Annotated in this window: 22 protein-coding genes; 7 read left to right on the top strand and 15 right to left on the bottom strand. The window is 60.8% G+C overall.

Annotated elements, in window-relative coordinates:
- Positions 1-42: 42 nt before the first annotated feature.
- Both J3O30_RS08760 and rpmG read left to right on the top strand, forming a co-directional pair.
- Positions 43-1,227 carry an MFS transporter gene (locus J3O30_RS08760; RefSeq protein WP_207583810.1) on the top strand — a complete coding sequence of 395 codons (1,185 nt, stop codon included), beginning with the start codon at positions 43-45 and terminating at the stop codon, positions 1,225-1,227.
- A gap of 93 nt (positions 1,228-1,320) precedes the next feature.
- The gene (gene rpmG, locus J3O30_RS08755; RefSeq protein ID WP_007626161.1) at positions 1,321-1,488 is read left to right on the top strand and encodes a 50S ribosomal protein L33; all 168 of its coding nucleotides are present in this window, start codon (positions 1,321-1,323) and stop codon (positions 1,486-1,488) included.
- Between the two features lie 745 nt (positions 1,489-2,233).
- Here rpmG and J3O30_RS08750 read toward each other — a convergent pair.
- Both J3O30_RS08750 and J3O30_RS08745 read right to left on the bottom strand, forming a co-directional pair.
- On the bottom strand, positions 2,234-3,607 hold the full coding sequence (locus tag J3O30_RS08750) for a PleD family two-component system response regulator (protein ID WP_207583809.1): 1,374 nt from the start codon (positions 3,605-3,607) through the stop codon (positions 2,234-2,236).
- A gap of 18 nt (positions 3,608-3,625) precedes the next feature.
- Complete coding sequence (locus tag J3O30_RS08745) at positions 3,626-3,997, bottom strand: response regulator (protein ID WP_003547430.1); 372 nt, start codon at positions 3,995-3,997, stop codon at positions 3,626-3,628.
- Between the two features lie 132 nt (positions 3,998-4,129).
- On the opposite strand from J3O30_RS08745, the gene J3O30_RS08740 reads away from it, so the two are divergent.
- Together J3O30_RS08740 and J3O30_RS08735 are read left to right on the top strand one after the other, a co-directional pair.
- Positions 4,130-4,438, top strand: a complete 309-nt coding sequence (locus tag J3O30_RS08740; RefSeq protein ID WP_207583808.1) for a DUF3572 domain-containing protein — start codon at positions 4,130-4,132, stop codon at positions 4,436-4,438.
- A gap of 2 nt (positions 4,439-4,440) precedes the next feature.
- A complete protein-coding gene (locus J3O30_RS08735) occupies positions 4,441-5,118 on the top strand; it encodes a hypothetical protein (RefSeq protein ID WP_207583807.1) in 678 nt (225 codons plus the stop codon).
- Here the strand turns inward: J3O30_RS08735 and J3O30_RS08730 are convergent.
- Positions 5,093-5,680, bottom strand: coding sequence for a GNAT family N-acetyltransferase (locus J3O30_RS08730; protein WP_207583806.1), 588 nt, complete (start codon positions 5,678-5,680; stop codon positions 5,093-5,095). The two genes, J3O30_RS08735 and J3O30_RS08730, sit on opposite strands and share 26 nt — an antisense overlap.
- 75 nt (positions 5,681-5,755) lie before the next feature.
- Here J3O30_RS08730 and J3O30_RS08725 point away from each other — a divergent pair, with 75 nt between their 5' ends.
- Positions 5,756-7,048, top strand: a complete 1,293-nt coding sequence (locus tag J3O30_RS08725; protein WP_207584290.1) for a DNA polymerase IV — start codon at positions 5,756-5,758, stop codon at positions 7,046-7,048.
- 92 nt (positions 7,049-7,140) lie between these two features.
- Entirely contained in the window at positions 7,141-8,397 is a 1,257-nt protein-coding gene (locus J3O30_RS08720; protein WP_207583805.1) for a L,D-transpeptidase family protein, read from the top strand.
- A 39-nt stretch (positions 8,398-8,436) separates the two neighbouring features.
- Here J3O30_RS08720 and dnaE read toward each other — a convergent pair whose 3' ends face one another.
- Positions 8,437-11,934: a DNA polymerase III subunit alpha gene (dnaE, locus tag J3O30_RS08715; RefSeq protein ID WP_207583804.1), complete on the bottom strand. Its 3,498-nt coding sequence runs from the start codon at positions 11,932-11,934 to the stop codon at positions 8,437-8,439.
- Positions 11,935-12,435: 501 nt separating this feature from the next.
- Between dnaE and J3O30_RS08710 the strand changes: the two genes are divergently transcribed.
- Positions 12,436-12,900 (top strand): DUF5680 domain-containing protein, encoded by a 465-nt coding sequence (locus J3O30_RS08710; RefSeq protein WP_207583803.1) that lies wholly within the window; start codon positions 12,436-12,438, stop codon positions 12,898-12,900.
- A 68-nt stretch (positions 12,901-12,968) separates the two neighbouring features.
- On the opposite strand, the gene J3O30_RS08705 is transcribed toward J3O30_RS08710, so the two are convergent.
- From J3O30_RS08705 to nuoK, 11 genes are all read right to left on the bottom strand, one after another.
- Positions 12,969-13,652, bottom strand: a complete 684-nt coding sequence (locus tag J3O30_RS08705; protein WP_207583802.1) for an ABC transporter ATP-binding protein — start codon at positions 13,650-13,652, stop codon at positions 12,969-12,971.
- Positions 13,653-13,666: 14 nt separating this feature from the next.
- Positions 13,667-14,971 (bottom strand): lipoprotein-releasing ABC transporter permease subunit, encoded by a 1,305-nt coding sequence (locus J3O30_RS08700; protein ID WP_207583801.1) that lies wholly within the window; start codon positions 14,969-14,971, stop codon positions 13,667-13,669.
- A gap of 15 nt (positions 14,972-14,986) precedes the next feature.
- A complete protein-coding gene (gene proS, locus J3O30_RS08695) occupies positions 14,987-16,309 on the bottom strand; it encodes a proline--tRNA ligase (protein WP_207583800.1) in 1,323 nt (440 codons plus the stop codon).
- Between the two features lie 592 nt (positions 16,310-16,901).
- The gene (locus J3O30_RS08690) at positions 16,902-17,177 is read right to left on the bottom strand and encodes a DUF1467 family protein (RefSeq protein WP_207583799.1); all 276 of its coding nucleotides are present in this window, start codon (positions 17,175-17,177) and stop codon (positions 16,902-16,904) included.
- Between the two features lie 244 nt (positions 17,178-17,421).
- Positions 17,422-17,826: a methylmalonyl-CoA epimerase gene (gene mce, locus J3O30_RS08685; protein ID WP_207583798.1), complete on the bottom strand. Its 405-nt coding sequence runs from the start codon at positions 17,824-17,826 to the stop codon at positions 17,422-17,424.
- A 2-nt stretch (positions 17,827-17,828) separates the two neighbouring features.
- Positions 17,829-19,499 carry a ribonuclease J gene (locus tag J3O30_RS08680; protein ID WP_207583797.1) on the bottom strand — a complete coding sequence of 557 codons (1,671 nt, stop codon included), beginning with the start codon at positions 19,497-19,499 and terminating at the stop codon, positions 17,829-17,831.
- Positions 19,500-19,516: 17 nt separating this feature from the next.
- Positions 19,517-20,281, bottom strand: coding sequence for a biotin--[acetyl-CoA-carboxylase] ligase (locus tag J3O30_RS08675; protein WP_207583796.1), 765 nt, complete (start codon positions 20,279-20,281; stop codon positions 19,517-19,519).
- The gene (gene nuoN / locus J3O30_RS08670) at positions 20,281-21,726 is read right to left on the bottom strand and encodes an NADH-quinone oxidoreductase subunit NuoN (protein ID WP_207583795.1); all 1,446 of its coding nucleotides are present in this window, start codon (positions 21,724-21,726) and stop codon (positions 20,281-20,283) included. The genes J3O30_RS08675 and nuoN overlap by 1 nt, the downstream gene beginning before the upstream one ends.
- Before the next feature lie 18 nt (positions 21,727-21,744).
- Positions 21,745-23,256: an NADH-quinone oxidoreductase subunit M gene (locus J3O30_RS08665; RefSeq protein ID WP_207583794.1), complete on the bottom strand. Its 1,512-nt coding sequence runs from the start codon at positions 23,254-23,256 to the stop codon at positions 21,745-21,747.
- Positions 23,256-25,256 (bottom strand): NADH-quinone oxidoreductase subunit L, encoded by a 2,001-nt coding sequence (gene nuoL / locus J3O30_RS08660; RefSeq protein ID WP_207583793.1) that lies wholly within the window; start codon positions 25,254-25,256, stop codon positions 23,256-23,258. The genes J3O30_RS08665 and nuoL overlap by 1 nt, the downstream gene beginning before the upstream one ends.
- Positions 25,257-25,263: 7 nt before the next feature.
- Complete coding sequence (gene nuoK / locus J3O30_RS08655; protein ID WP_003547388.1) at positions 25,264-25,572, bottom strand: NADH-quinone oxidoreductase subunit NuoK; 309 nt, start codon at positions 25,570-25,572, stop codon at positions 25,264-25,266.
- Between the last annotated feature and the right edge of the window lie 8 nt (positions 25,573-25,580).

The raw sequence follows: 25,580 nt of genomic DNA, 5'->3' as shown, positions 1-25,580 counted from the left end.
TGACCGGCCGATTCGCGCGCGTAGCTTTCTAAGGATGGATAAATGTCTCAGCCGAGAAACGGCACACCGGGCGATGTCGAAGAAATCCATTGGCCTTCTCTGGTGGCAGCCATCTCGTCCATTTCTGCCGTTGGCATAGCAATCGGCCTCGGACTTCCGCTTCTCAGCATCATCCTCGAAAAACGCGGCATCTCGTCCACCCTGATCGGGCTCAACACGGCAATGGCCGGGGTCGCGGCGATGGCCGCCGCGCCGATCACCACTAGGCTCGCCCATAAATACGGCGTTGCGCCGACAATGCTCTGGGCCGTGCTGATTTCGGCGCTGAGCGCGCTCGGTTTTTATTATGCCCAGGATTTCTGGATGTGGTTTCCACTGCGTTTCGCTTTCCATGGCGCGACGACGACGCTGTTCATCCTCTCCGAATTCTGGATCAATGCCGCTTCGCCGCCTTCCAAACGCGGCTTCGTGCTCGGCATCTACGCGACCGTGCTTTCCCTCGGCTTCGCGGCCGGGCCGCTGCTGTTCTCGATTCTCGGCAGCGACGGCATCTTCCCCTTCCTGATCGGCGCCTGCGCCATCCTGCTGGCCGCCATTCCGATCTTCATAGCCCGCGACGAAAGCCCGGTGCTCGAGGAAAAACCGGAGTTGCATTTCATGCGCTACGTTTTCCTGGTGCCGACGGCGACGGCGGCGGTCTTCATCTTCGGCGCGGTCGAAGCGGGCGGCCTGTCGCTTTTCCCGATCTTTGCTGTGCGGGCCCATTTTACCGAATCGCAGGCAGCACTTCTGCTCACCATGATGGGCGTCGGCAACGTCATCTTTCAGATCCCGCTCGGCCTGCTCTCCGACCGCATCGCCGATAAGCGGCCGCTTCTGGCCGGCATGGCGCTGATGGGGTTCATCGGCGCGATGGTGTTGCCGGTGCTGCTAGACAACTGGCTGCTGATGGCCGGGCTGCTGCTTTTCTGGGGCGGCTGCGTCTCCGGTCTCTATACGGTCGGGCTTAGCCACCTCGGCTCGCGGCTGACGGGCTCCGACCTTGCGGCGGCCAATGCCGCCTTCATCTTCTGTTACGCTATGGGAACCGTCGCCGGGCCGCAGGCGATCGGCGCAGCGATCGATGTCGCCGGAAATAACGGTTTTGCCTGGGCGATTGCCGCGTTCTTCGGTCTCTACGCCCTACTTTCCGGCATCAGACTGATGTTCATTCGAAAACGGACTTGACTTTTCGGGCGAGATTCGTAGTTTCGCGCCAGAATTTGCCGTGGAGCCCATCCGGTTTCCACGGCTTTCATTTTCCTTAAAGGCAGGACGACCATGGCCAAGGCTACAACAATCAAGATCAAGCTGCTGTCGACAGCCGACACCGGTTTCTTCTATGTCACGACGAAGAACAGCCGTACGATGACGGACAAGATGACGAAGACGAAGTACGACCCGGTTGCACGGAAGCACGTCGAGTTCAAGGAAACCAAGATCAAGTAGTCACTTGATCTCAGGATTTCAAAAAAGCGCGCGCCCTCGGGTTGCGCGTTTTTTGTTGTCCAGGTGATCGCCTTTAAAGATGATAGCGCAAACAGAAAAACGCCGCCCTTCCATCTTCGGGAAGTGGCGGCGTTTTCTTGAAAGGGGGTCGGCCAGCATGCAAAACGGCACGAGGAACCGCTATAACTTGCCTACTAGCCGACCGACCCCACGACCCAGGAGATGCGGCGGACCTGAGCATCATGGGGTATCGACAACTCCTCAACGGGAGCGCTTCTCTTATGAGCCGATAATTTGCGCAAAAATGAAAGAAAATCAACAAATTCTTAATGATGATTTTTGCGGACTTGATTCTATGGTTAAAAGTCCAGTTTTGGTGCATACAAAGATTGGTCGGCTCTGCTTGGGCTCGAAGCGTAGGCATCCACGCTTCGAAGAAATTCTACACTATAACGTAATAACTTACCCATCCCCTCCCCTTAGGTGAGGTGGCTCCATCGCACTGTATTTCGCCCTATCGGCATGGGGAATTTTTTATAGTCGCTATTTCATTTTTAGCTATGGCCGCACACTTTCAAGACTATCGGGCAGCGGCGCATCGGCAGCAAAGCCGGAAATCCATTTTTGGGCTATTTGGCGGCAAAATTTTCACCCCGCGCCATGCGGGCGGGCATTAAAAATCGGTAATAATTCGCTTACCACTGTGGAAAACCCGTAGACGGCGCAGAAGGCGACAGATGATTCGTCAGGCGGCTGCGGCGACAACGCGGTTGCGGCCGGTATTCTTGGCCTCGTAAAGAGCCAGATCGGCCTGCTTCATCAGCTGGTCCGGAGTCAGCACCGCTGCAATACGCGAGGCGATGCCGAAGGACGCGGTGACGTTCAGCGCCTCACCGGCGTGTTTCAGCATGAAGGGAGCGCTTTCGATCGCCGTGCGCAGGCGCTCGGCGACAGCGGCGGCTATCTCAGGCGAGGTGTCGGGCATTACAACGACGAATTCCTCCCCGCCGTAGCGGCAGGCAAGGTCGGCACCGCGAATGGTCGAACGGACGCGATTTGCAAATTCCCGCAGGACTTCGTCGCCGCCGTCATGGCCATAGGTATCGTTTACCTGCTTGAAGCGGTCGATATCGGTGATCAGCACCGAAAGCGGCCGGCCGCGCGCCATTGAACGGTTGAAGAGCACGTTCAGATGATTGTCGAGATAGCGCCGGTTATAGAGGCCGGTCAGCGGATCGGTTACCGCAAGCTCGATCGTCTGCTTGACGCTGGCGCGCAGACGGTCGTTGTAGCGCTTGCGGCGGATCTGCGTCAGGCTGCGGGCAACCAGCTCGTTGGGATCGACCGGGCGGATGATGTAGTCGTTGACGCCGAGATCGAGCGCGCGCACGACCATCTCGTCAGCGCCCTGCTCGGTGATAATCAGGATCGGCAGGAAGCGCGTGCGCTCCAGCGAGCGCAACTGCGAGCAGAGGCGAAGCGGATCGTAATCGTCGAAATTGGCGTTGACGATGACGAGATCGAACGCGCTTTCGGCCGCCTCGAAGAGGGCTGCCTGCGGATCGGAGAGGGCAAGCACGTCGGCAACGGGCTTCAGCGCCCTGATAAGGCGCTCCTGCGAATTGGCGCGGCCGTCGACGAGCAGGACCTGAGCGGTCTCGTCGGCGCGGCCCTCGACTACCCGCGTGAGGTCGTCGATGCCCATCGTATGGGCGGTGTCGGCGCGAATGCGCAGCTCGTCGCTCAACGTCTTCAACCGCAGCAGGCTCTTCACCCGTGAGATCAGCTGCAGATCGTTGACCGGCTTGGTGAGGAAATCGTCGGCGCCAGCCTTCAGACCGCGGACGCGATCGGCCGGCTGGTCGAGCGCGGTGACCATCACGACGGGAATATGCGCGGTCTTCTGGCTGGCTTTCAGCCGCTCGCAGACCTCGAAACCATCTATGCCGGGCATCATGATATCGAGCAGGATGAGATCGACCTGGTTGCGCTCGCAGATCGCCAACGCCGTGTAGCCGTCGGCCGCGGTCATGACGTCGAAATACTCCGCGAGCAGCCGCGCTTCGAGCAGCTTCACATTGGCCGGAATATCGTCCACCACCAGTATTCGCGCAGTCATAGGTGTCTTTCCGATGCGTCAGGCATCGCCCAGATAGGTCTTGATCGTCTCGATGAATTTCGGAACCGAGATCGGCTTGGAAACATAGGCCTCACAGCCGCCCTGGCGGATCCGCTCCTCGTCGCCCTTCATCGCGAAAGCCGTGACGGCAATGACGGGAATGACGTGCAGCTCGTCGTCTTCCTTCAGCCATTTCGTGACTTCGAGGCCGGAAACCTCGGGAAGCTGAATATCCATCAGGATGAGGTCGGGGCGATGCTTGCGCGCCAGATCGAGCGCCTCCATGCCATTTCTGGTCTGGATCGTGGTGTACCCGGACGCCTCGATGAGGTCGCGAAAGAGCTTCATGTTGAGCTCGTTATCTTCTACAATCATCACCTGTTTGGGCATGGCAAGCTGTCCCTACGTCCGTTCAAGCAGCGGTTGGTCCCATGAGAAAGGCACATGCGGACAATAGCTCCGTGAAACCGATAGCGCACGCTAGCGGTATTTGGTTGAAGAAAAGGTAACTTACCCCTCGAAATGCAAAGCAACTTCAAGACTTCGAAACAACAGGCCGCCGACCCGCACGCAACCGCGATCGCCGTGCTCGGTTGGCTCGCCGGCGATCCCGACATGTTCGGCCGATTCCTCGCCCTGACGGGTGTCGCGCCCGGCCAGGTGCGCAACGCCGTCGACGACCCGGGATTCCTTGCCGGCATGATGGATTTCCTGATGAACCACGAACCGACGGCGATGGCTTTCTGCGCTGCGAGCGGCATCAGCCCGGAGACGGTGACCGCCGCCTGGCGGCATTTCTCTTCGCCGGGTCTCGATTCCGGAGAATACTGACCGTGGCCTGCACTCCGGACCTCGATGTCTCGCATATCCGCCTCGGCGAACGCCCGTTGATCGTCTGCGACGTCGACGACGTCGTGCTGCAGTTCATCGGTCCTTTCCAGCTTTTCCTTCAAAGCCAGGGACACGCGTTTCTGCCGCGATCGTTTAAGCTTCACGGCAACATCGTCTCGCAGGCGGATGGCGCGGAGATCGAGGATCCGCAGGTCAGCCGGCTGATCGAGGAATTCTTCGAGGCGCAGGAGCTGTGGCAGACGCCGCTCGACCGCGTCGTCGAAACGCTCGACCGGCTTTCGCAGGAGGCCGACGTGCTTTTCCTGACGGCGATGCAGCCGCGGTTCCAGGATCAGCGCCGCCGCCTGCTCGACAGGCTGGGCCTGCTTTTTCCGCTGCTTGCCACCGAGCAGCCGAAGGGGCCGATCGTTCACGCCTTGCATGCCAGCCGCTCCCTTCCCGTCGTCTTCATCGATGATATGGCGCGCAATCTGCATTCCGTCAGGGATCACGTCGCCGATTGCCTGCTGATTCATCTGATGCCGAACTCGCCCGTCCATCGTTTCGCACCGGCTGCCGCTGACGACATCAGCCGCGCCAGCGACTGGACGCATGCGGCCGAATTGATCGAGGCGCATTTTCTTTCCGGCGCTCTCATGCGCGCAGTTCCAGCCGCATGAGCGGACGGCCATCCTTGCGCCGTGCCACCATCTCGAAACCGGCCGCATCGAAGATCGCCGTCGAGCCGACGCAGAGGGTCACGGATTTCGACTGCTTCACATGATCGATCGGACAGGCTTCGAGCAGCCGCGCTCCCTGGCGCCGCGCATGGTCGATCGCAAGGGAAAGCAGGCGATGGCTCATTCCCTTGCCACGCAGTCCGGGCAGCAGGAAGAAGCAGCTGACGGCCCAGATGGATGGATCATGCGCATCACCCTCCTCCAGCGGCCGCGAGACGGTGCGCGGCGAATTGAACTGCGGCACGTCATGGCGCGGCCCGACCTGCACCCAGGCAACCGGTGCGCCATCCGCATAACAGAGAATGCCCGGCGGCGGCCCCGCCTTGATCCGGTCCTGCATATGCGCCTTGCGCTCCTCGGTCGCCATCTTCGTTCTTATCGCATGCGGCAGGCGCAGCGCGACGCACCAGCAATTATAGAAGGCACCTTGCGGCCCGAACAGGATTTCGAAGTCGCCCCAGCGTTCTGGCGTTACCGGCTCGAAACGAAGATCGTTATCCAAAGGCAAAGCTCCCGCCTCTCTTGAGACTCGGAAGCTTAGGGCGTAATGTTGCGGCGTTCAATCTTTGTTCTCATGATGACGCCCACGCCCGACAAGACACCCGGCTTCTGTCGCGACTGCCTTGCCGAGCAGAAGGGCGAGGCGCGCCGTTGTGTGTCCTGCGGCAGCCCCCGCCTGGTGCGCCATCGCGAGCTCTACGCATTGACGCTTGCGCATATTGATTGCGACGCCTTTTACGCGGCCGTCGAGAAACGCGACAATCCGGAACTTGCCGACAAGCCGGTGATCATCGGCGGCGGCAAACGCGGCGTCGTCTCCACCGCCTGTTATATCGCCCGCATCCACGGCGTGCGTTCGGCGATGCCGATGTTCAAAGCGCTGGAAGCATGCCCCGAGGCGATCGTCATCAGGCCCGACATGGAGAAATATGTCCGGGTCGGGCGCCAGGTGCGCGCCATGATGCAGGATCTGACGCCGCTGGTGCAACCGCTGTCGATCGACGAAGCCTTCCTCGAGCTTGGTGGCACCGAGAGGCTGCATCACGATCCGCCGGCGCGCACCCTCGCCAAATTCGCCCGCCGGGTCGAAAAGGAAATCGGCATCAGCGTTTCGGTCGGGCTTTCCTATTGCAAATTCCTCGCCAAGGTTGCCTCCGACCTGCACAAGCCGCGCGGCTTTTCCGTCATCGGCCGTGAAGAAGCGGTCGAGTTCCTGGCGCCGCGCCCCGTCACCACCATCTGGGGCGTCGGCAAGGCCTTTGCGGCGACGCTGGAGGCAGATGGCATCCGTACCATCGGCCAGTTGCAGCAGATGGAGGAAAACGACCTGATGCGCCGCTACGGCAGCATCGGCCAGCGGCTCGCCCGGCTGTCGCGTGGCATCGACGACCGTGAAGTGCATCTCAACGATGCGGCCAAGAGCGTTTCGTCCGAGACGACCTTCTTCGACGACATCTGGCGTTATGACGATCTGGTGCCGATCCTGCGCAACCTCTCCGAAAAGGTCTCCTGGCGGCTGAAGAAAAGCGGCATTGCCGGCCAGACCGTCGTCCTGAAGATGAAGAGCGCCGATTTCAAATCGCGCACCCGCAACCGCAAGCTCGAAGACCCGACCCAGCTTGCCGACAGGATCTTCCGCACCGGGCTCGAGCTTCTCGAAAAAGAAACTGATGGCACGAAGTTCCGACTGATCGGCATCGGCGTCAGCGATCTCGGCGATGCCGCGCGCGCCGATCCGCCCGATCTCATCGACCGGCACTCCGGCCGGCGAGCGGCCGCCGAAGCGGCGATGGACAAGCTGCGCGACAAGTTCGGCAAGAACACGGTCGAGACCGGCTACACCTTCGGCAGCGGCAAGCGCGATCACTAAGGCGTGAGCCCGGGCTGCCGCGCAGCCTATAAAATCTTCCTTAAACTTCGTCCCATAGTGTGCCCTGCAAGTATTGCGTATGGTTGGGTATCATGTTCTCGCGTCTCGTCTTCGGCCTCGGCTTGCTGTCGGCCACCGCACTCGTGCACCCTGCCCTTGCCGCAGATGCGCGCACGCTGCAGATCATCGTCTCGAAGGACAGGCAGTCGCTTGCGGTCTATGACGGTACCGAGGTCGTCGCGACCTCGAAGGTCTCGACCGGCAAGGACGGGCACACGACGCCGAGCGGCATCTTCTCGGTGCTCGAAAAGCAGAAATACCATGAATCCAATCTCTATTCGGCGGCGCCGATGCCGTTCATGCAAAGGCTGACCTGGTCCGGCATTGCGCTGCACGAATCGAATTCCGTGCCGCGTTATCCGGCCTCACATGGCTGCGTGCGCATGCCGGGCGCCTTTGCAAAGATGCTCTACGGGATGACCGAGCCCGGCATTCCCGTCATCATCAGCGACGGCCAAGTGGCGCCGCAGCCGATCGACCATCCGACCCTTTTCCATCGGCAAGCGCCGGCGCCGATGCTGCTGCTTTCAGATGTCGAACTGCGGCCCTCGATGCCCGACAGTCCGGGCACACCGGTGCAGGTGGCGATGAACGATACGGCGACCATGCCGATGCCGGCAGCTTCGCCGATCACCGCGCACGAACCCGAGCCGCCGTCCGAGCCGATCAGCATGCTGATCACCCGCCGCACGCTGCGCGAGACGATCATCGACATCCAGGCCTTGCTCAACCAGCTCGGCTTTTCCGCCGGCGATCCGGACGGCTTGCTCGGGCCGTCGACCGTGCAGGCGATCAAGACTTTCAAGACGCTGCGGCCGGCCGAATTTGTCGGTGACAGAAGTCTGGTCTCCGACGCGCTCCTGAGGGAAGTCTATGCCGCGGCGGGCAAGGGTGAACCGCCGAACGGCGTCATCATGGTGCGCCGGGCGTTCAAGCCGATCTTCGAAGCGCCGGTGACCATCGCCGATCCGGGCTTGGCGCTTGGCACACATTTCTTCACGCTGCATGCGGTCGATGAAACGGCCGGCACGGCGGACTGGCTCGGCATCACGCTGGAAAACAATCTCTCCCGCGAGACGATGAAGCGGCTCGGCATCACCAATCAGGAAAGCTCGATCATCACCGGCAGGCCGATTGTCCGGTCGCTCAGCCGCATCACGATCCCGGAGGAGACCCGCCGCAGGATCGACGCGCTGATCGCGCCCGGCTCGACGCTGACGATCTCCGATACCGGCCTTGGCCGTGACACCGGCGACGGCACGGATTTCATCACCATTACGCGTGGCTGATCACGATCACCCAGATTTGATCACCATCAGCCGGGGTGATCAGACAAGCTCGACATCGACGACACCGGGGGCGGCGCGAAGAGCGGCGGCGATCTCCGGGGTGATGCGGTATTTCTCCGCCAGCGCCACTTCCACCTCGCGTTTGCCCTCCTCCTTGATGACGATGAAGGACACGAGGCCGTCGCCCTTGGCGTTGAGATGACCGGCGACCATCTTCAGCGGTCCGGAATCGCGGACATAGACGCGCAGCGCCTTCTGCATCTGCAGCGACTTTTCCTCCAGCGACTGGATCGTCTGGATGCGCAAGCCGATGCCTTCCGGCCGCTCCTCGCCGGTTGCGGTCAGCACGAAGGATTTTCCCGACTCCAGCACGTCGCGATACTGGTTGAGCATTTCCGAAAACAGCACCGCCTCGAACTGGCCGGAGGAGTCGGAAAAGACGATGATGCCCATCTTGTTGCCGGTGCGGGTCTTGCGCTCCTGCTTCGAAATGACGGTGCCGGCGAGGCGCGCATTGAAGGCGCCCTGTTTGATTGCTTGGGAAAATTCGGCAAAGGTCTGCACCCGCATCTTCTGCAGGAGGTTGCTGTAGGAATCGAGCGGGTGGGCTGTGAGATAGAAGCCCAGCACCTGGAATTCCTTGAGCAGCCGCTCGGAGGCAAGCCAGGGCGAGAACGGCGGCAGGGAGATTTTTTCCGGCCCCGAGGTCAGGGTGCTGCCGAAAATGTCCGACTGGCCGCTCAGCTTGTTCTCTTGGGCGCGCTGGGCATAACCGAGGATGCGGTCGAGGCCGGCCGAAAGCTGGGCGCGGTCGGTGCCGAAACAATCGAAGGCGCCGGCAAAAATCAGGCTTTCAAGCACGCGGCGATTGACCTGGCGCGGATCGATGCGCAGGCAGAAATCCTCGATGCCGGCAAAAGGCTTGTCGCCACGCACCTCGACGATATGGTCGACGGCGGATTCGCCGACGCCCTTGAGGGCGGCGAGCGCATAATAGATGCGGTTGGCGCCGGTCTGGAAATGGCGGAAGGAGGTCTGCACCGAGGGTGCGATCACTTCGATACCGAGGCGCTTGGCATCCTGGCGGAAATCGTTGACCTTTTCGGTGTTGGACATGTCGAGCGTCATCGAGGCGGCGAGGAATTCGACCGGATAATGCGCCTTCATATAGGCCGTCTGGTAGGAGACGATGGCGTAGGCAGCGGCATGCGACTTGTTGAAGCCGTAATTGGCGAACTTCGCCAGCAGTTCGAAGATATTGTCGGCCTGCGGCTTCGATACGCCGTTCTTGACGGCGCCGACGACGAAGCGTTCGCGCTGCTGGTCCATCTCGGCCTTGATCTTCTTGCCCATGGCGCGGCGCAGAAGATCGGCTTCTCCGAGCGAGTAACCGGACAGGACCTGGGCGATCTGCATCACCTGTTCCTGGTAGACGATGACGCCTTGGGTTTCCTTGAGCAGGTGGTCGATCATCGGATGGATCGATTCCAGCTCTTCTTCACCGTGCTTGCGGGCATTGTAGGTCGGGATGTTCTCCATCGGACCCGGACGGTAGAGCGCCACCAGGGCGATGATGTCCTCGATGCAGTCCGGCTTCATGCCGATCAGCGCCTTGCGCATGCCGGCACTTTCCACCTGGAACACGCCGACCGTCTCGCCGCGCGACAGCATCTCGTAGGTCTTCTTGTCGTCGAGAGGGATCGCCGCGAGATCGACCTTGACGCCGAGCTTGGCGACAAAATCGACCGCGACCTTCAGCACCGTCAGCGTCTTCAGGCCAAGAAAGTCGAATTTGACCAGGCCGGCCTGCTCTACCCATTTCATGTTGAACTGGGTGACCGGCATGTCGGAGCGCGGATCGCGATACATCGGCACCAGCTTGGAAAGCGGGCGGTCGCCGATGACGATGCCGGCGGCATGCGTCGAGGCATGGCGGTAAAGCCCCTCGATCTTCTGGGCAATGTCGAGCAGGCGCGCGACGACCGGCTCCTTCGCCGCCTCCTCCTGCAGCTTCGGCTCCTCCTCGATCGCTTTGGACAGCGGCGTCGGATTGGCCGGATTGTTCGGCACGAGTTTGCAGATCTTGTCTACCTGGCCGTAAGGCATTTCCAGCACGCGGCCGACATCGCGAAGGGCGGCGCGCGCCTGCAGCGAACCGAAGGTGATGATCTGCGCCACCTGCTCGCGGCCATACTTGGCCTGGACGTAGCGGATCACCTCTTCGCGGCGGTCCTGGCAGAAGTCGATGTCGAAGTCCGGCATCGAGACGCGTTCCGGATTGAGGAAGCGCTCGAAGAGCAGCGAAAACCGCAGCGGATCGACGTCGGTGATCGTCAACGCGTAGGCGACCAGGGAACCTGCGCCCGAACCGCGGCCCGGGCCGACCGGTATATCCTGCTGCTTGGCCCATTTGATGAAGTCGGCAACGATCAGGAAGTACCCGGGAAAACGCATGCGCTCGATGACGCTGAGTTCAAAATCCAGTCGCTCGCGATATTCCTTTTCCTCGTAACCCGGCGACATGCCGAGCGTCGAAAGCCGCATGTCCAGCCCTTCGACTGCCTGGCGGCGCAGTTCGCTCGCCTCGGCGCGTTCGGCCTCCTCGGGATCGTCGGTCGCACCGGTGAAGCGCGGCAGGATCGGCTTTCGCGTCTTCAGCACGAAGGAGCAACGCTTGGCGATCTCGATGGTGTTTTCCAGCGCTTCCGGCAGATCGGCGAAGAGCTTGGCCATCTCGGCCCGGCTCTTCAGATAATGGTCCGGGGTCAGGCGAAAGCGGCTATCGTCGGAGACGATGGCATTGTGGGCGACCGCCATCAGCGCATCATGGGCGTCGTAATCGTCGCGTGTCGGAAAGAAGGCCTCGTTGGTCGCAACCAGCGGCAGGTCGTTGATATAGGCAAGCCCGACGATCCTCTGCTCATGGCGCTTGTCGTAGGTACCGTGCCGCTGCAGCTCGACATAGAGCCGGTCGCCAAAGAGACGCTTCAGCGCAAGCAGCCGGACTTCCGCCTGGGCTGCATGGCCCTCCTTGATCGCCACGTCGACAGGCCCGGTCAGGGCGCCGGTCAGGGCGATCAACCCTTCTGTGCCGGCCTCTTCCAGCCAGGAGGCCTTGATATGAATGGCCTGGTTGCTTTCGCCGCCGAGATAGGCGCGGCTGACGAGGTCGACGAGCCGTTCGTAACCGGCATCGGTGGCAGCGAGAAGAACGATCGACGGCAGCTTGATCAGGGCCTGCTGGCCGCCGCGCTTTTCCGTTTCCAGCCCGTCTTCCATGTCGATCGAGACCTGGCAGCCGATGATCGGCTGCAGGCCCTCCTCCATCGCTTTCTGGGAGAATTCCAGCGCGACGAACAGATTGTTGGTGTCGGTAATGGCGATCGCCGGCTGGCTGTCGCCGGTCGCCTTGTAAAGGATCTTCTTCAGCGGCAAGGCGCCTTCGAGAAGCGAATAGGCGGAGTGGACCCTCAGGTGGATGAAGCCCGGCGTGCCGCCGGTCACCTCAGCCGTTGAACCCTTTGCCGTATCCGCCATGCCATGCCTTCCCAATCACCCGAATGAATCGGACGCATTGTCGGCATAGAGGGCGAAGATGTCCAGAAGAAGTCCCGCGTCCGGACCGCATGACTGCCATGCGGTCCCCTGAAAACTTTAGATTGCCATGACGATGAGCGAGAAGCTGGCAACGAACATTGCGATGGAGGTGAATGCTGCGATATCACGGATCATGTCAGTCATTTGGCTCTCCCTTACTTGTTATGTTTTCACTTTGTTCGATGTTTGTTCCGTTGTCAACAGGAATCTTTTCCTTCTTTCTTGCGTTAGAAAATCCCGGGATGCGCATTGCGATTCGGTAAGGTCCGGGACGCGATCTGATGAGGAGCGATGTTGTTTCGCGATCTGCCGTAGATCGTGACATGGTCGCCAGACGGCCGACCTCCTCTCAAGACGACCCGCTTGTCTCGGCTGATGTTCTTTTTTTGTTCTTTACAGATCACTGCATATTTGCCAGCATCCGGCCGAGAGGAGAACGACATGCTCGACATTGCGATGCTGAACGAATTCGTCGTAGAGGCCAAGGCTGCGACCTATGTCGGCGGCGGCGTGCCGCGCGCGCCCTGCCGGCCGGGTGCCCACGATATGGGCTATGAGCGCGGCGACTGGCGCTATCTCGACAGCTATTTCGGCGGCACCGATTTCGCTGGACAGGAGGTGGTGTGGTTTGCCGGCGAGCCCGTGTGGGTGATGAACTATTTCGGTTGGATCGTCGCACCAGATCTCATCGACGGCGCTGCCGCCGGGGCAGTGATCAAAGCGGCACTTTCAGCCATGTATCGGCAGGAGCGCTTTCTCGGCGGGATGGAATTCGATCATCCAACCGGCCGCTATCTCGACCGCAGCGAAGGCGGTTGCGAGCGGTTCAGCGGCCACGAATGCATCATGGTAAACGGCCAGAAGGCCTATATGCTCGATTATCGCGGCGGGCTGGTCATCCCGTAATCGCTGCCTTAGATTTTTGTTTCTGCAGCGTTATCCCGGAACCGCTGCACACGTCCGGGCGACATGCTCTAGAAATCGACGACCTTGCCATCCGCGATCGTCACGCGCCGATCCATGCGACGGGCGAGTTCATGATTGTGGGTGGCGATGAGGGCCGCGAGGCCGGACTGGCGCACCAGCGCCTCCAGCGCATCGAAGACGTAGCTTGCCGTTTCCGGGTCGAGGTTGCCGGTCGGCTCGTCGGCAAGAAGCAAGCTCGGCGCATTGGCGACGGCGCGGGCGATCGCGACGCGCTGTTGCTCGCCGCCGGAAAGCTCGCCAGGGCGATGGGCGCCACGATGGCCGATGCGCATATAATCGAGAAGCTGGCCCGCCCGCTCACCGGCCTCCTTCCAGGACAGCCCGGCGATCAGCTGCGGCATCATGATGTTCTCGAGTGCGGAAAATTCCGGCAACAGGTGGTGGAATTGATAGACGAAGCCGATCTCGCTGCGGCGGATCGCGGTACGTTTCTCATCGCTCAGGCCGTCGCAGGCATGGCCGTTGATGCTGACTTCACCGCCATCGGGATGTTCCAAGAGGCCGGCGACATGCAGCAGGGTCGACTTGCCCGTGCCGGAGGGGGCAACGAGAGCGACGATCTCGCCTTTCGACAGCGAGAAATCCGCGCTCTTCAGGATCGGGAGCAGCGTATCGCCCTGCCCGTAATGGCGCTCGACGCCGGTAAGCTTGAGAACGACGTTGCGTTTCATGAAGGCGGCATTCCTTATTCGTAGCGTAGGGCCTGCACCGGATCGAGCCTGGAGGCGCGCCAGGCCGGGAAGATGGTCGCGATGAAGGAGAGCGTCAGCGCCATGACGACGATCGAGATGGTTTCGCTGAGATCCATCTCGGCCGGCAGCTGACTGAGGAAATAGACCTGCGGATTGAAGATCACCGTGCCTGAAATCCAGGAGAAGAACTGGCGGATGGATTCGATGTTGACGCAGACGAGGACGCCGAGCAGCACGCCGGCAACGGTGCCGACGATACCGATCGCCGCCCCGGTCATGAAGAAGATGCGCATGATCGCGCCGGCGCTGGCGCCCATGGTGCGCAGAATGGCGATATCGCTGCCCTTGTCCTTCACCAGCATGATGAGACCGGAGATGATGTTCAACGCCGCGACAAGCACGATCAGCGTCAGGATCATGAACATGACGTTGCGCTCGACCTGCAGCGCCGAAAAGAAGGTCTGATTGCGCTGGCGCCAGTCGGTGAGGTTGATCTGGCGGCCTGCCGCTTCCTCCACCTTGGGCTTCAGAGCGTCGATGTCGTCGGGGTGATCGACGAAAAGCTCGATCGACTGCACCAGTCCCTCGGCATTGAAATACAGCTGCGCTTCCTCGAGCGGCATGAAGATGATCGAGGAATCATATTCCGACATGCCGATCTCGAAGAGGCCGGAGATCTTGTAGGACTTGACGCGCGGGCTGACGCCCATCGGCGTAATGTCACCATCCGGCGAGGTCAGGGTGATGAGGTCGCCGACGCTCAGGCCGAGTTGGTTGGCCATGCCGGTGCCGATCAGCACGCCTTGGCCGGAGGCATAACCCACCATGTCGCCTGATTTGATGTTGTCGGAGATGGTCTTCAGCTTGGTCAAGTCCTCGGCGCGGGCGCCGCGCACCAAAGCACCGGTGCTGCCGCCAGCTTGGGCGGAGGCAAGCACCTGGCCTTCTACCAAGGGCAGCGCCATTTTGACGCCGGGCACGGCGGCCAGCCTGCTGGAGAGGTCGGGATAATCGGTGAAGGGACCATCGGACGGCTGGACAATCATGTGGCCGTTAATGCCGAGGATGCGCGAGACGAGCTCGGTGCGGAAGCCGTTCATCACCGCCATGACGATGATCAGCGTCGCAACGCCGAGCGTGATGCCGACGAAGGAAAAGCCGGCGATGACCGAGATGAAGGCTTCCTTGCGGCGGGCGCGCAGATAGCGCCACGCCACGAGGCGTTCGAAGGTGGAAAATGGCTTGCCAGCCGGACCCAAGCCGGATTTTGAACTCCGGTCCACTGCTGCCTCTGCCATTTCGCCTCCGTTTCCTTAAGCCACGAACCTGTTGATCGCCGCTTCGATGGTCATCGTTTCGCGGGCGCCGGTCTTGCGGTCCTTCACCTCGACTTCGCCGTTTGCGACCGCGCGCGGGCCGGCGATGATCTGGACGGGCACACCGATCAGGTCGGCGGTCGCGAATTTCGTGCCGGCCCGGTCGTCGGTATCGTCGTAGAGCACATCCTTGCCGGCCTTGGTCAGCGCGGCATAGATCAGCTCGCAGGTATCGTCGCAGGCCTGATCGCCTGCCTTCATGTTGATCACCACGACATCGAAGGGCGCCACCGATGCCGGCCAGATGATTCCATTGTCGTCATGCGAGGCTTCGATGATGGCGGGAACAAGGCGTGTCGGGCCGATACCGTAGGAACCCATGTGAACGAAATGTTCCTTGCCGTCGGGTCCCTGCACTTTCGCGCCCATCGGCTCCGAATATTTCGTGCCGAAATAGAAGATGTGGCCGACCTCGATGCCGCGTGCCGATAGGCGGTCGCCTTCGGGAACGGCGTTGAAGGCCGCCTCGTCATGCATTTCCGAGGTCGCCGCATAGAGCGAGGTCCACTTGTCGAAGATCGCCTGCAGGCCTTCGACACTGTCGAAATCAGTGCGTTCGTCGGGAATATTGAAGTCGACGAAATCCTTGTGGCAGAAAACCTCGGATTCGCCGGTGTCGGCGAGAATGATGAATTCATGGCTGAGCTTGCCGCCGATCGGGCCGGTATCGGCGCGCATCGGAATGGCGCGCAGGCCGAGCCGGTCGAAGGTTCTGAGGTAGGCGGCGAACATCTTGTTGTAGGAATGCTCCGCCGCTTCACGCGTCAGATCGAAGGAATAGGCATCCTTCATCATGAATTCGCGCGAGCGCATGGTGCCGAAGCGCGGGCGGATCTCGTCGCGGAACTTCAGCTGGATGTGATAGAGATTGAGCGGCAGGTCCTTGTACGACTTGACGGAGGAGCGGAAAATATCCGTCACCATCTCCTCGTTGGTGGGGCCATAGAGCATCGGCCGATCCTGGCGGTCCTTGATGCGCAGCATCTCCTTGCCGTAGGCGTCGTAGCGGCCGCTCTCCTGCCAGAGTTCGGCCGACTGCAGGGTCGGCATCGAAAGCTCGATGGCGCCGGCGCGGTTCTGCTCGTCGCGGATAATGGCGTTGACCTTGTCGAGCACGCGTTTGCCGAGCGGCAGCCAGGAATAGATGCCCTGCGACTGCTGGCGGATCATGCCGGCGCGCAACATCAGCCGGTGGGAGACGATTTCCGCCTCCTTGGGGTTTTCCTTGAGGATGGGCATGAAATAGCGGGACAGACGCATGGCGGATTCCGAAGCAGTTGAGATCCCGCCGTAAGCGGAATCGAAAGACAGTGGTGGATGTCGGGAGCGTTCATAGCCGCTTCGCGGCAGGAAGGAAACCCGCAACGAACGTTGGCAACCTCCCCGGAGCGCATGTTCGCAGCCCCAAAATGGAAGGGCGTCGAAAAGCGCGTGTTTATAAGGACTTGAACGAAAATCTTGTCAACAGAAAAATTTTACTAGAGTGTAGCAAAAATGCAAAAAAAGCTAATGACAAAGCCCAATGTTTGAGCTAGCTTTAGCTCACAAAACAGGCAAGAGAGATAAATTCTTGCCAAATTCGCGGTCAAGTCTTGGGAGGATCAGATCTTAGGCGCGCTCGTCGCTGCCCCGGCAACGGTTACAGATCACGCGATACTTAAAACAAGGCTTTTAGCCTTGTTTTTTTTTGGCTTTTCGACTTCACCCTACCCTAAAAATCCAAACAACTTCCGTAAGGGAATGATCCTCATTCCCTTACGCCAGCTCTTTGCCGCAATCGCATGACGCTGGTGTGACGAAGTTCGCTTTTTAGTGATATACATCTGCCCAAAGTTTGGGCAAAAGCTAGCTCTTAATAGAAGCTCGGCCCGAGTTGTGGAAGAGCATCAAAGCCCCAGCCGAAATAGGTGTCGCAGACATACCAGAGGCCGTAGATCAGAGCGGAAATCACCGTCGTCAGTGAAAAGACGAAGGCGGCACGAAACCGGCTGGGCGCGCTCGGAACGGTGCCGAAAACGACGTCATTGTCCTCAGCCTGGGTGCGCAGGCCGATCGGCAGGACGGCAAACAGCGTCATCCACCAGACGATGAAGTAGACGGCAAATCCCTGAAGAAATGTCTGGAGCATTGTGGTTCCCGGTGGTGTCGCGCTAAAGCGCGTCGCGATCTTTCAGATTCGCTCCTTGCGCTTTAGCTCTTTGTTTTACGCATGTCGTTGCCGCAAAACCGCTGCACACTTTTGCGCGACATGCTTTAGAGGACGGCAACAGACGTTCTGTCACTTTGAGTTAGGCGCCCTTATACGGCGGAATGGCAGCCAACTCAAAGCGGATGACGCGCATAGCCGCCTCGGAGGCATTCTGCCGCAGGGGTCACGCCTGTTCGAGTTCGATCAGCGTGCCGAAGAAATCCTTGGGATGCAGAAACAGCACCGGTTTGCCATGCGCGCCGGTTTTCGGCTGGCCGTCGCCGAGTACCCTTGCCCCGGCCTCGACCAACCGGTCACGGGCGAGAATGATATCATCCACCTCGTAGCAGATATGGTGCATCCCGCCAGACGGGTTCTTTTCGAGGAAGGCTCCGATCGGCGAGGTATCGCCGAGCGGTTGCAGCAATTCGACCTTGGTGTTCGGCAATTCGACGAAGACGACGGTGACGCCGTGTTCCGGCAGAGCCTGCGGCTGCGATACGGCAGCGCCTAGCGTGTCACGATAGGCGGCCGTTGCCGCGGCCAGATCGGCGACGGCAATGGCGACATGGTTCACGCGGCCAAGCATGGTCAGACCTTGGTGACGAAGGCGGTGACGACCGGCTTCTTGCCCCAGACCTGGTTCGCGGCCGAGCGGATGGCCCGGCGCACGGCCTCCTGCAGCATGTCGATATCCTTGCGACGGGCGCGCGGAATGCTTTCGATGGCGCTGATCGCCGCTTCGAAGAGCGTATCTTCCATCTCCTCGCCCTCGACGTCGTAGACCGGCAGGCCGATCGAAACGAGATCGGGATCACCGACGATGTCATAGCGGGCGTCGAGCACGACGCTGACCGCGACATGACCGACATAGGAAAGCTTCTTGCGCTCGCCGATCCCCATCTCGTCGAAATCGCCGATCAGCGTACCGTCCTTGTAGATGCGGCCATGTGGCGCCTGGCCGATCACCTCGGCGGGACCGGGCGCCAGCCGCAGAATATCGCCGTTGCGCACGCGCGGCACCAGGGCGATGCCGGATTGCTCGGCAAGCTCCTTGTGTGCCGTCAGATGCGTCGCCTCGCCATGCACCGGCACGACGATCTTCGGCCGCGTCCACTCGTACATCCGTTGCAACTCGTTGCGGCGGGGATGGCCGGAGACGTGAACCAGCGCCTCGGTATCGGTGATGATGTGCACACCCTGCTCGACGAGGCCGTTCTTGATGTCCTGGATCGCCTTCTCGTTGCCGGGAATGGAGCGCGAGGAAAACACGACGATATCGCCGGCCGCAAATGCCACATTGCGCATCTCGTCGCGGGAAAGCTTGGCAAGCGCTGCCCGCGCCTCGCCCTGGCTGCCGGTCAGAATGACGACGACCTTGTCGCGCGGGATGTAGCCGTATTCGTCCTCGGAGATGAAAGGCTTCACGCCCTCCATCAGGCCGATATCCTGGGCAACGTCGACGACCCGCTTCAGCGAGCTGCCGAGCAGCAGCACTTCGCGACCTGCCGCCTCGGCAGCCTCGGCAACAGTGCGGATGCGCCCGACATTCGACGAGAAGGTGGTGATCGCCACCCGCCCTTCGGCATTCTCGATGATCTTGCGCAGGCTTTCCGACACATCCTTTTCGGAGGGCGAAACGCCGTCGCGTAGCGCGTTGGTGGAATCGCACATCAGCGCCAGAACGCCCTCGTCGCCGAGCTGACGGAACCGCGTCTCATCGGTCAGAGGGCCGAGCGAAGGCTCGTGGTCGATCTTCCAGTCGCCGGTATGGATGACATTGCCGACTGGCGTGCGGATCATCAGCGACATCGGCTCGGGGATCGAATGGTTGACGGCCACACCTTCGATGCTGAAGGGGCCGACATTGATGGTGTCGCCTGCCTTGAACGGCGTCACCGGCACTTCGCCGATCCTGGCCTTTTCGAAATTGCGCTTGGCTTCGAGCAGACCAGCGGTAAAGCCCGAGGCATAGACCGGCACATTGAGCCCGGGCCAGAGATCGGCGAGCGCGCCATAATGATCTTCATGGGCATGGGTGATGATGATCGCCTTGAGGTTCTTGCGTTCACTGGCGAGGAAACGGATATCGGGCAGGACGAGGTCGACGCCCGGCAGGTCGGGGCCGGGAAAGGTAACGCCGCAATCGACCATGATCCATTGGCGATGCTCGGGCGGGCCGTAGCCATAAAGAGCGAGATTCATGCCGATCTCGCCAACGCCGCCCAGAGGCAGGAATACCAACTCGTCCTGTTTCGCCATAATTTTCGTTTTTTCCGCTATCTAAAAAACACATCACCGGCAGCAATGGGCATCATCCTGCCAGTGCCGGTATCGAGCATCAACAAGCCATTATCATCAATTCCGGCGAATTGTCCGGAAATCGATCGGTCCGGCAAATTCACCGTGATCTTTTCGCCGATGCCGCAGGCGATGGTGCGCCAACGCGCCGTGATCTCGCCGACGCCGCGGCCCTGGTCCCATTGATCAAGCACCTCCGCCATCGCCGCGAAGAGATGGGCGAAAAGCTCCTCCGGCGAGGCCGCACTTGCATGCTGACGCAGGCAGGTGACGGGGTAGAGCGGATTGTCCGGCATTACCGAGACGTTGATGCCGATGCCGACGATCAGCGCGTAGCGACCATCCGGGAGCCCCTCGCCTTCGACGAGAATGCCGCAAGTCTTCTTTCGGCCGATGAGGATGTCGTTCGGCCATTTGATCTCGAGCGGCTCGGCGCCCGGCGGCAGCACCTGGCGGATCGCCTGGTGCACGGCAACGGCAACGGCAAGCGGCAAAGAGCTCAGGCGCTCCATTGGCGCCGGGTCGATCAGCAGAAGAGAGGCGTAGAGATTGCCGCTTTCGGAAACCCAAAGCCTGCCGCGGCGGCCGCGGCCGCCGGTCTGCCGTTCGGCCGTCACCCAGAGATTGCCGCCATCACCCGCCCGAGCCCGGGCGAGGCATTCGCTGTTGGTGGACGATGTTTCCGACAGAGCCTCGTGCCTGAAATCGCCGAGCGATATCCGGCGCCGTCCGTCGGAAGTCATCAAAAGAGCGTCGCGGCGGCAAGCTCGGCCGCACCGCCGATCGGGCCGCCGATCAAGACATAGGCGGTGACGAACAGACCGGAGAGACCGAAGACCAGACGCAACGAACCGGAGACACGGGCGAATTCGCCGGTCGCCTCATCGAACCACATCAGCTTGATGACGCGCAGATAATAATAGGCGCCGACCACCGAGGCGAGAACGCCGATGATCGCGAGCGCATAAAGTTTGGCTTCGATGGCGGCGACGAAGACGAAGTACTTGGCGAAGAAGCCGGCGAGCGGCGGGATGCCGGCGAGCGAGAACATCAGCGCCGTCAGCACCACGGCCATAAACGGGTTGGTGGTGGAAAGGCCGGCGAGATCGTCGACGTTTTCGACGACGGTGCCATCCTTGCGGCGCATCGACATGATGATCGCAAAGGTGCCGAGCGTCATCACCATATAGATGACCATATACAGCATGACGCCGGTCACGCCGGTCTGGTTGCCGGCGGCAAGACCGACCAGCGCATAGCCCATGTGGCCGATCGACGAATAGGCCATCAGCCGCTTGATGTTCTTTTGGCCGATCGCGGCAAACGCGCCTAGCACCATCGAGGCGATCGAGATGAAGACGACGACCTGCTGCCAGTCTGCCAGAACCGGCTGGAAGGCCGTGATCACGATACGGGTCATCATCGCCATGGCGGCAACCTTGGGGGCTGCTGCGAGGAAGGCGGTGACCGGCGTCGGCGCGCCTTCATAAACATCGGGCGTCCACATATGGAAGGGAACGGCGGAGATCTTGAAGGCGATGCCGGCAAGGATGAAGACCAAGCCGAAGATCAGACCGAGCGAACGCGCACCCTCGACGGAAAGCGCCTGGGCGATTTCAGAGAAGTGGGTGTGGCCGGTGAAGCCGTAGACCAGCGACATGCCATAGAGCAGCATGCCGGAGGAAAGCGCGCCGAGAACGAAATATTTCAGGCCGGCTTCGGTCGATTTCAGGCTGTCGCGGTTGATCGCAGCGACGACATAGAGTGCCAGCGACTGCAGTTCCAGCGCGAGATAGAGCGAGATCAGGTCGTTGGCCGAGATCATCAGCAGGATGCCGAGGGTCGCAAGCACCAGCAGAACCGGGAACTCGAACTTGTCGAGCTGGTTTTCGCGTGCGTGGCCGGTCGTCATGAACAGGGCTACCAGCGAACCGATGAGCGCCACCAGCTTCATGAATCGCGAGAAGCCGTCGGCCATGTAGACGCCGCCATAGGCGAGGCCTTCAGCGGGTACGAAGAGCAGCCACAGGCCGGCGGCCAGCAAAAGCACGATGGCGAGGCCGGTAACGACGAGGCCCGACCGCTCGCCCGAGAAGACGCCGACCATCAACAGGACAAGGGCGCCGACCGCGAGGATCAGCTCCGGCGCGGAAAGATGCAGACTGAGGAGAATTGTTTCAGCGGTCATGTCCGATAAGTCCCGTCATCAATTCATAGACAGCGCAATGTTCTGCGCTGCGTGCACGGCGGCCGTGTAGTTGTTGACCAGCAGATCCACCGAGGCGGCCGTCGCATCGAAGACCGGAGCCGGGTAAACGCCGAAGAAGATGGTCAGCGCGACCAGCGGGTAGAGGATCAGCTGCTCGCGTCTAGAAAGATCGAGCAGCGCCTTCAGCTTTTCCTTCTCCAGCGCGCCGAAGATCACCCGGCGATAAAGCCAGAGTGCATAGGCGGCCGAGAGGATGACGCCGGTGGCGGCAAACAGCGCGACCCAAGTGTTGACCCGGAAGACGCCGATCAACGTCAGAAATTCGCCGACGAAGCCCGAAGTGCCGGGAAGTCCGACATTGGCCATGGTGAAGACCATCATCGCCACGGCATATTTCGGCATGTTGTTGACGAGACCGCCATAGGCGTTGATCTCGCGGGTGTGAGTGCGGTCGTAGACGACGCCGACGCAGAGGAAGAGCGCGCCGGAGACGATGCCGTGCGACAGCATCTGGAAGATCGAACCCTGAACGCCCTGCATGTTGGCGGCAAAGATGCCCATCGTCACGTAGCCCATGTGGGCCACCGAGGAATAGGCGATCAGCTTCTTGATATCGTCCTGCATCATCGCCACCAGCGAGGTATAGATGATCGCAATGACCGACAGGGCGAAGACGAACGGCGCGAAATAGTCGGACGCGACCGGGAACATGCCGAGCGAGAAGCGGATCAGACCGTAGCCGCCGAGCTTCAACAGCACGCCGGCCAGGATCACCGAGCCTGCCGTCGGCGCCTGAACGTGGGCATCCGGAAGCCAGGTATGAACCGGCCACATCGGCATTTTCACCGCGAAGGAGGCAAAGAAGGCAAGCCATAACCAGGTCTGCAGCGCCGGCGGAAATTTATAAGCGAGCAGCGCGGTGATGTCGGTCGTGCCGGCCTGCCAGTACATCGCCATGATGGCGAGCAGCATCAGCACCGAGCCGAGCAGCGTATAGAGGAAGAACTTGTAGCTCGCGTAGACACGGTCCTTGCCACCCCAGACGCCGATGATCAGGAACATCGGAATGAGGCCCGCCTCGAAGAAGACGTAGAAGAGCACGATATCGAGCGAGACGAAAACACCGACCATCATCGTTTCGAGGATGAGGAAGGCGATCATATATTCCTTCAGGCGCTTCTCGATCGAGAGCCAGCTCGCCAGCACGCAGAAGGGCATCAGGAAGGTCGACAGGATGACGAACAGCATCGAGATGCCGTCGACGCCCAGATGGTAGCCGATGCCGGTGCCGAGCCAGTCATGCTTTTCGAGCATCTGGAAACCCGGATTGGCATTGTCGAAACCAGTCCAGATGAGAAGCGAGACGACGAAGGTGAAGACGGTGGTGATCAGCGAGATCCACAGCACGTTCTTCCGGCCGGTTTCGCTTTCGCCGTTCATCAATAGCAGGAGCACCACGCCGACGAGCGGCAGAAAGGTGACCGTTGAAAGAATAGGCCAATCGGTCATCAGAAGGAACTCCCGAGCATCATCCAGGTAACAAGCGCCGCAATGCCGATCAGCATGGCGAAGGCATAGTGGTAGAGGTAACCGGTCTGCAGGCGGACGACGCGGTCGGTGACGGCGACGACGCGGGCGGCAACGCCGTTCGGGCCATAGGTGTCGATGACGCCGACGTCACCCTTCTTCCACAGGAAGCGGCCGAGCGCCTTGGCCGTGCGGACGAAGAGGAAGTCGTAGAGTTCGTCGAAGTACCACTTGTTCAGCAGGAACTGGTAGAGAATGCGGTGCTGCCTGGCGAGGGTGCGCGGCGTCTGCGGCGAACGGATATACATGTACCAGGCGAGGACGAAGCCGAGCAGCATGGCGATGAACGGGCTCAGGCCCACGAGCGCCGGCACGTGATGGAACTGTTCGACCAGTTCGTTCTCGGCCCCGGTAAACAGCGCGCCCTTCCAGAACGCGGCATATTCCTCGCCGTAGAACCGTCCTTCGAAGATCACGCCGGCAAACACCGCGCCGATCGCCAGAAGATAGAGCGGCACCAGCATGACCTGCGGCGATTCGTGGACATGGTGCATGACCTCGTGCGAAGCGCGCGGCTTGCCGAAGAAGGTCATGAAGATCAGGCGCCAGGAATAGAAGCTGGTGAAGAGAGCCGCGATGACCAGCAGCGAAAAGGCAAAGCCTGCGACCGGCGAATGCGAAGCATAGGTCGCCTCGATGATCACGTCCTTGGAGAAGAAGCCGGCAAAGCCGATCGGCGTGAACGGAATGCCGACGCCGGTGATCGCCAGCGTGCCGATGATCATCAGGATGCCGGTAACTTTGATATGCGGATACAGGCCGCCCATGTAACGCATGTCCTGCTCACCATCGACGGAATGGATGACCGAGCCGGCGCAGAGGAAGAGCAGCGCTTTGAAGAAGGCATGCGTGAACAGATGGAAGATCGCCGCGCCGTAGGCCCCTACCCCGAGCGCCACGAACATGTAGCCGAGCTGCGAACAGGTGGAATAGGCGATGACGCGCTTGATGTCGTTCTGCACCAGGCCGACGGTTGCCGCGAAGAAGGCGGTGATCGCACCGATGACGGTGACGACGACGAGCGCATCCGGCGACAGTTCGAAGAGCGGCGACATGCGGGCGACGAGAAAGACGCCGGCAGTGACCATGGTGGCGGCATGGATGAGGGCCGAGACCGGGGTCGGGCCTTCCATGGCGTCGGGCAGCCAGGTGTGCAGCAGGAACTGCGCCGACTTGCCCATCGCGCCCATGAACAGCAGCAGGCAGATGCCGGTCAGCGCATGCGCCTTGTCGAGTTGCATGCCGAAGAGGTTGAGGATCACTTCGCTCGCCTCGCCGCCGCCTTCATGCGGGGCGAAGTTCGAGGCATTGGCGAAGATCGTGTCGAGATTGATCGAACCGAACAGCACGAAGACGCCGGCAATGCCGAGCACGAAGCCGAAGTCGCCGACGCGGTTGACGATGAAGGCCTTCATCGCCGCAGCCGTTGCCGACGGCTTCTTGAACCAGAAGCCGATCAGCAGGTAGGAGGCGAGACCGACGCCTTCCCAGCCGAAGAACATCTGGGCAAGGTTATCGGCGGTCACCAGCATCAGCATGGCGAAGGTGAAAAGCGAGAGATAGGCGAAGAAGCGCGGGCGATGCGGATCGGTATGCATGTAGCCGATCGAATAGACGTGAACCAGCGTCGAGACCGTGTTGACGACGATCAGCATGACGGAGGTCAGCGTATCCACGCGCAGCGACCAGGAGACGTCGATGCCGCCGGACTGGATCCAGCGCAGCACCTCGACCTTGATCGGGCCGCCTTCAGGATGCCCCATGGCGACGGTGAAGAACACCACCCAGGACAGGATGGCGGCGATGATCATCAGGCCGCTGGTGACATATTCCGAAGCCTTGGCGCCGATGGCGCGGCCGAAAAGGCCGGCGACGATCGCGCCGATCAAGGGAAGAAAGACGATAGCCTTATAGAGGAACATGAGCCACTCAGCCCTTCATCATATTGACGTCTTCGACCGCGATCGAGCCGCGGTTGCGGTAGAAGACAACGAGAATTGCAAGACCGATCGCCGCTTCGGCAGCCGCGACCGTCAGGATGAACAGCGCGAAGACCTGGCCGACGATGTCGTTCAGGAAGGAGGAAAAGGCGACCATGTTGATGTTGACAGCAAGCAGGATCAGCTCGATCGACATCAGGATGACGATGACGTTCTTCCGGTTCAGGAAGATGCCGAAGACGCCGAGCGTGAAGAGGATGGCGCTGACCGTCAGGTAGTGGGAAAGTCCGATGACCATGTTCTTTG

Origin of the sequence: Rhizobium sp. NZLR1 (genome assembly GCF_017357385.1) — a bacterium.
In the GTDB taxonomy this organism is placed as follows: Bacteria; Pseudomonadota; Alphaproteobacteria; order Rhizobiales; family Rhizobiaceae; genus Rhizobium.
This window is presented reverse-complemented; position numbering and strand designations above follow the sequence as displayed.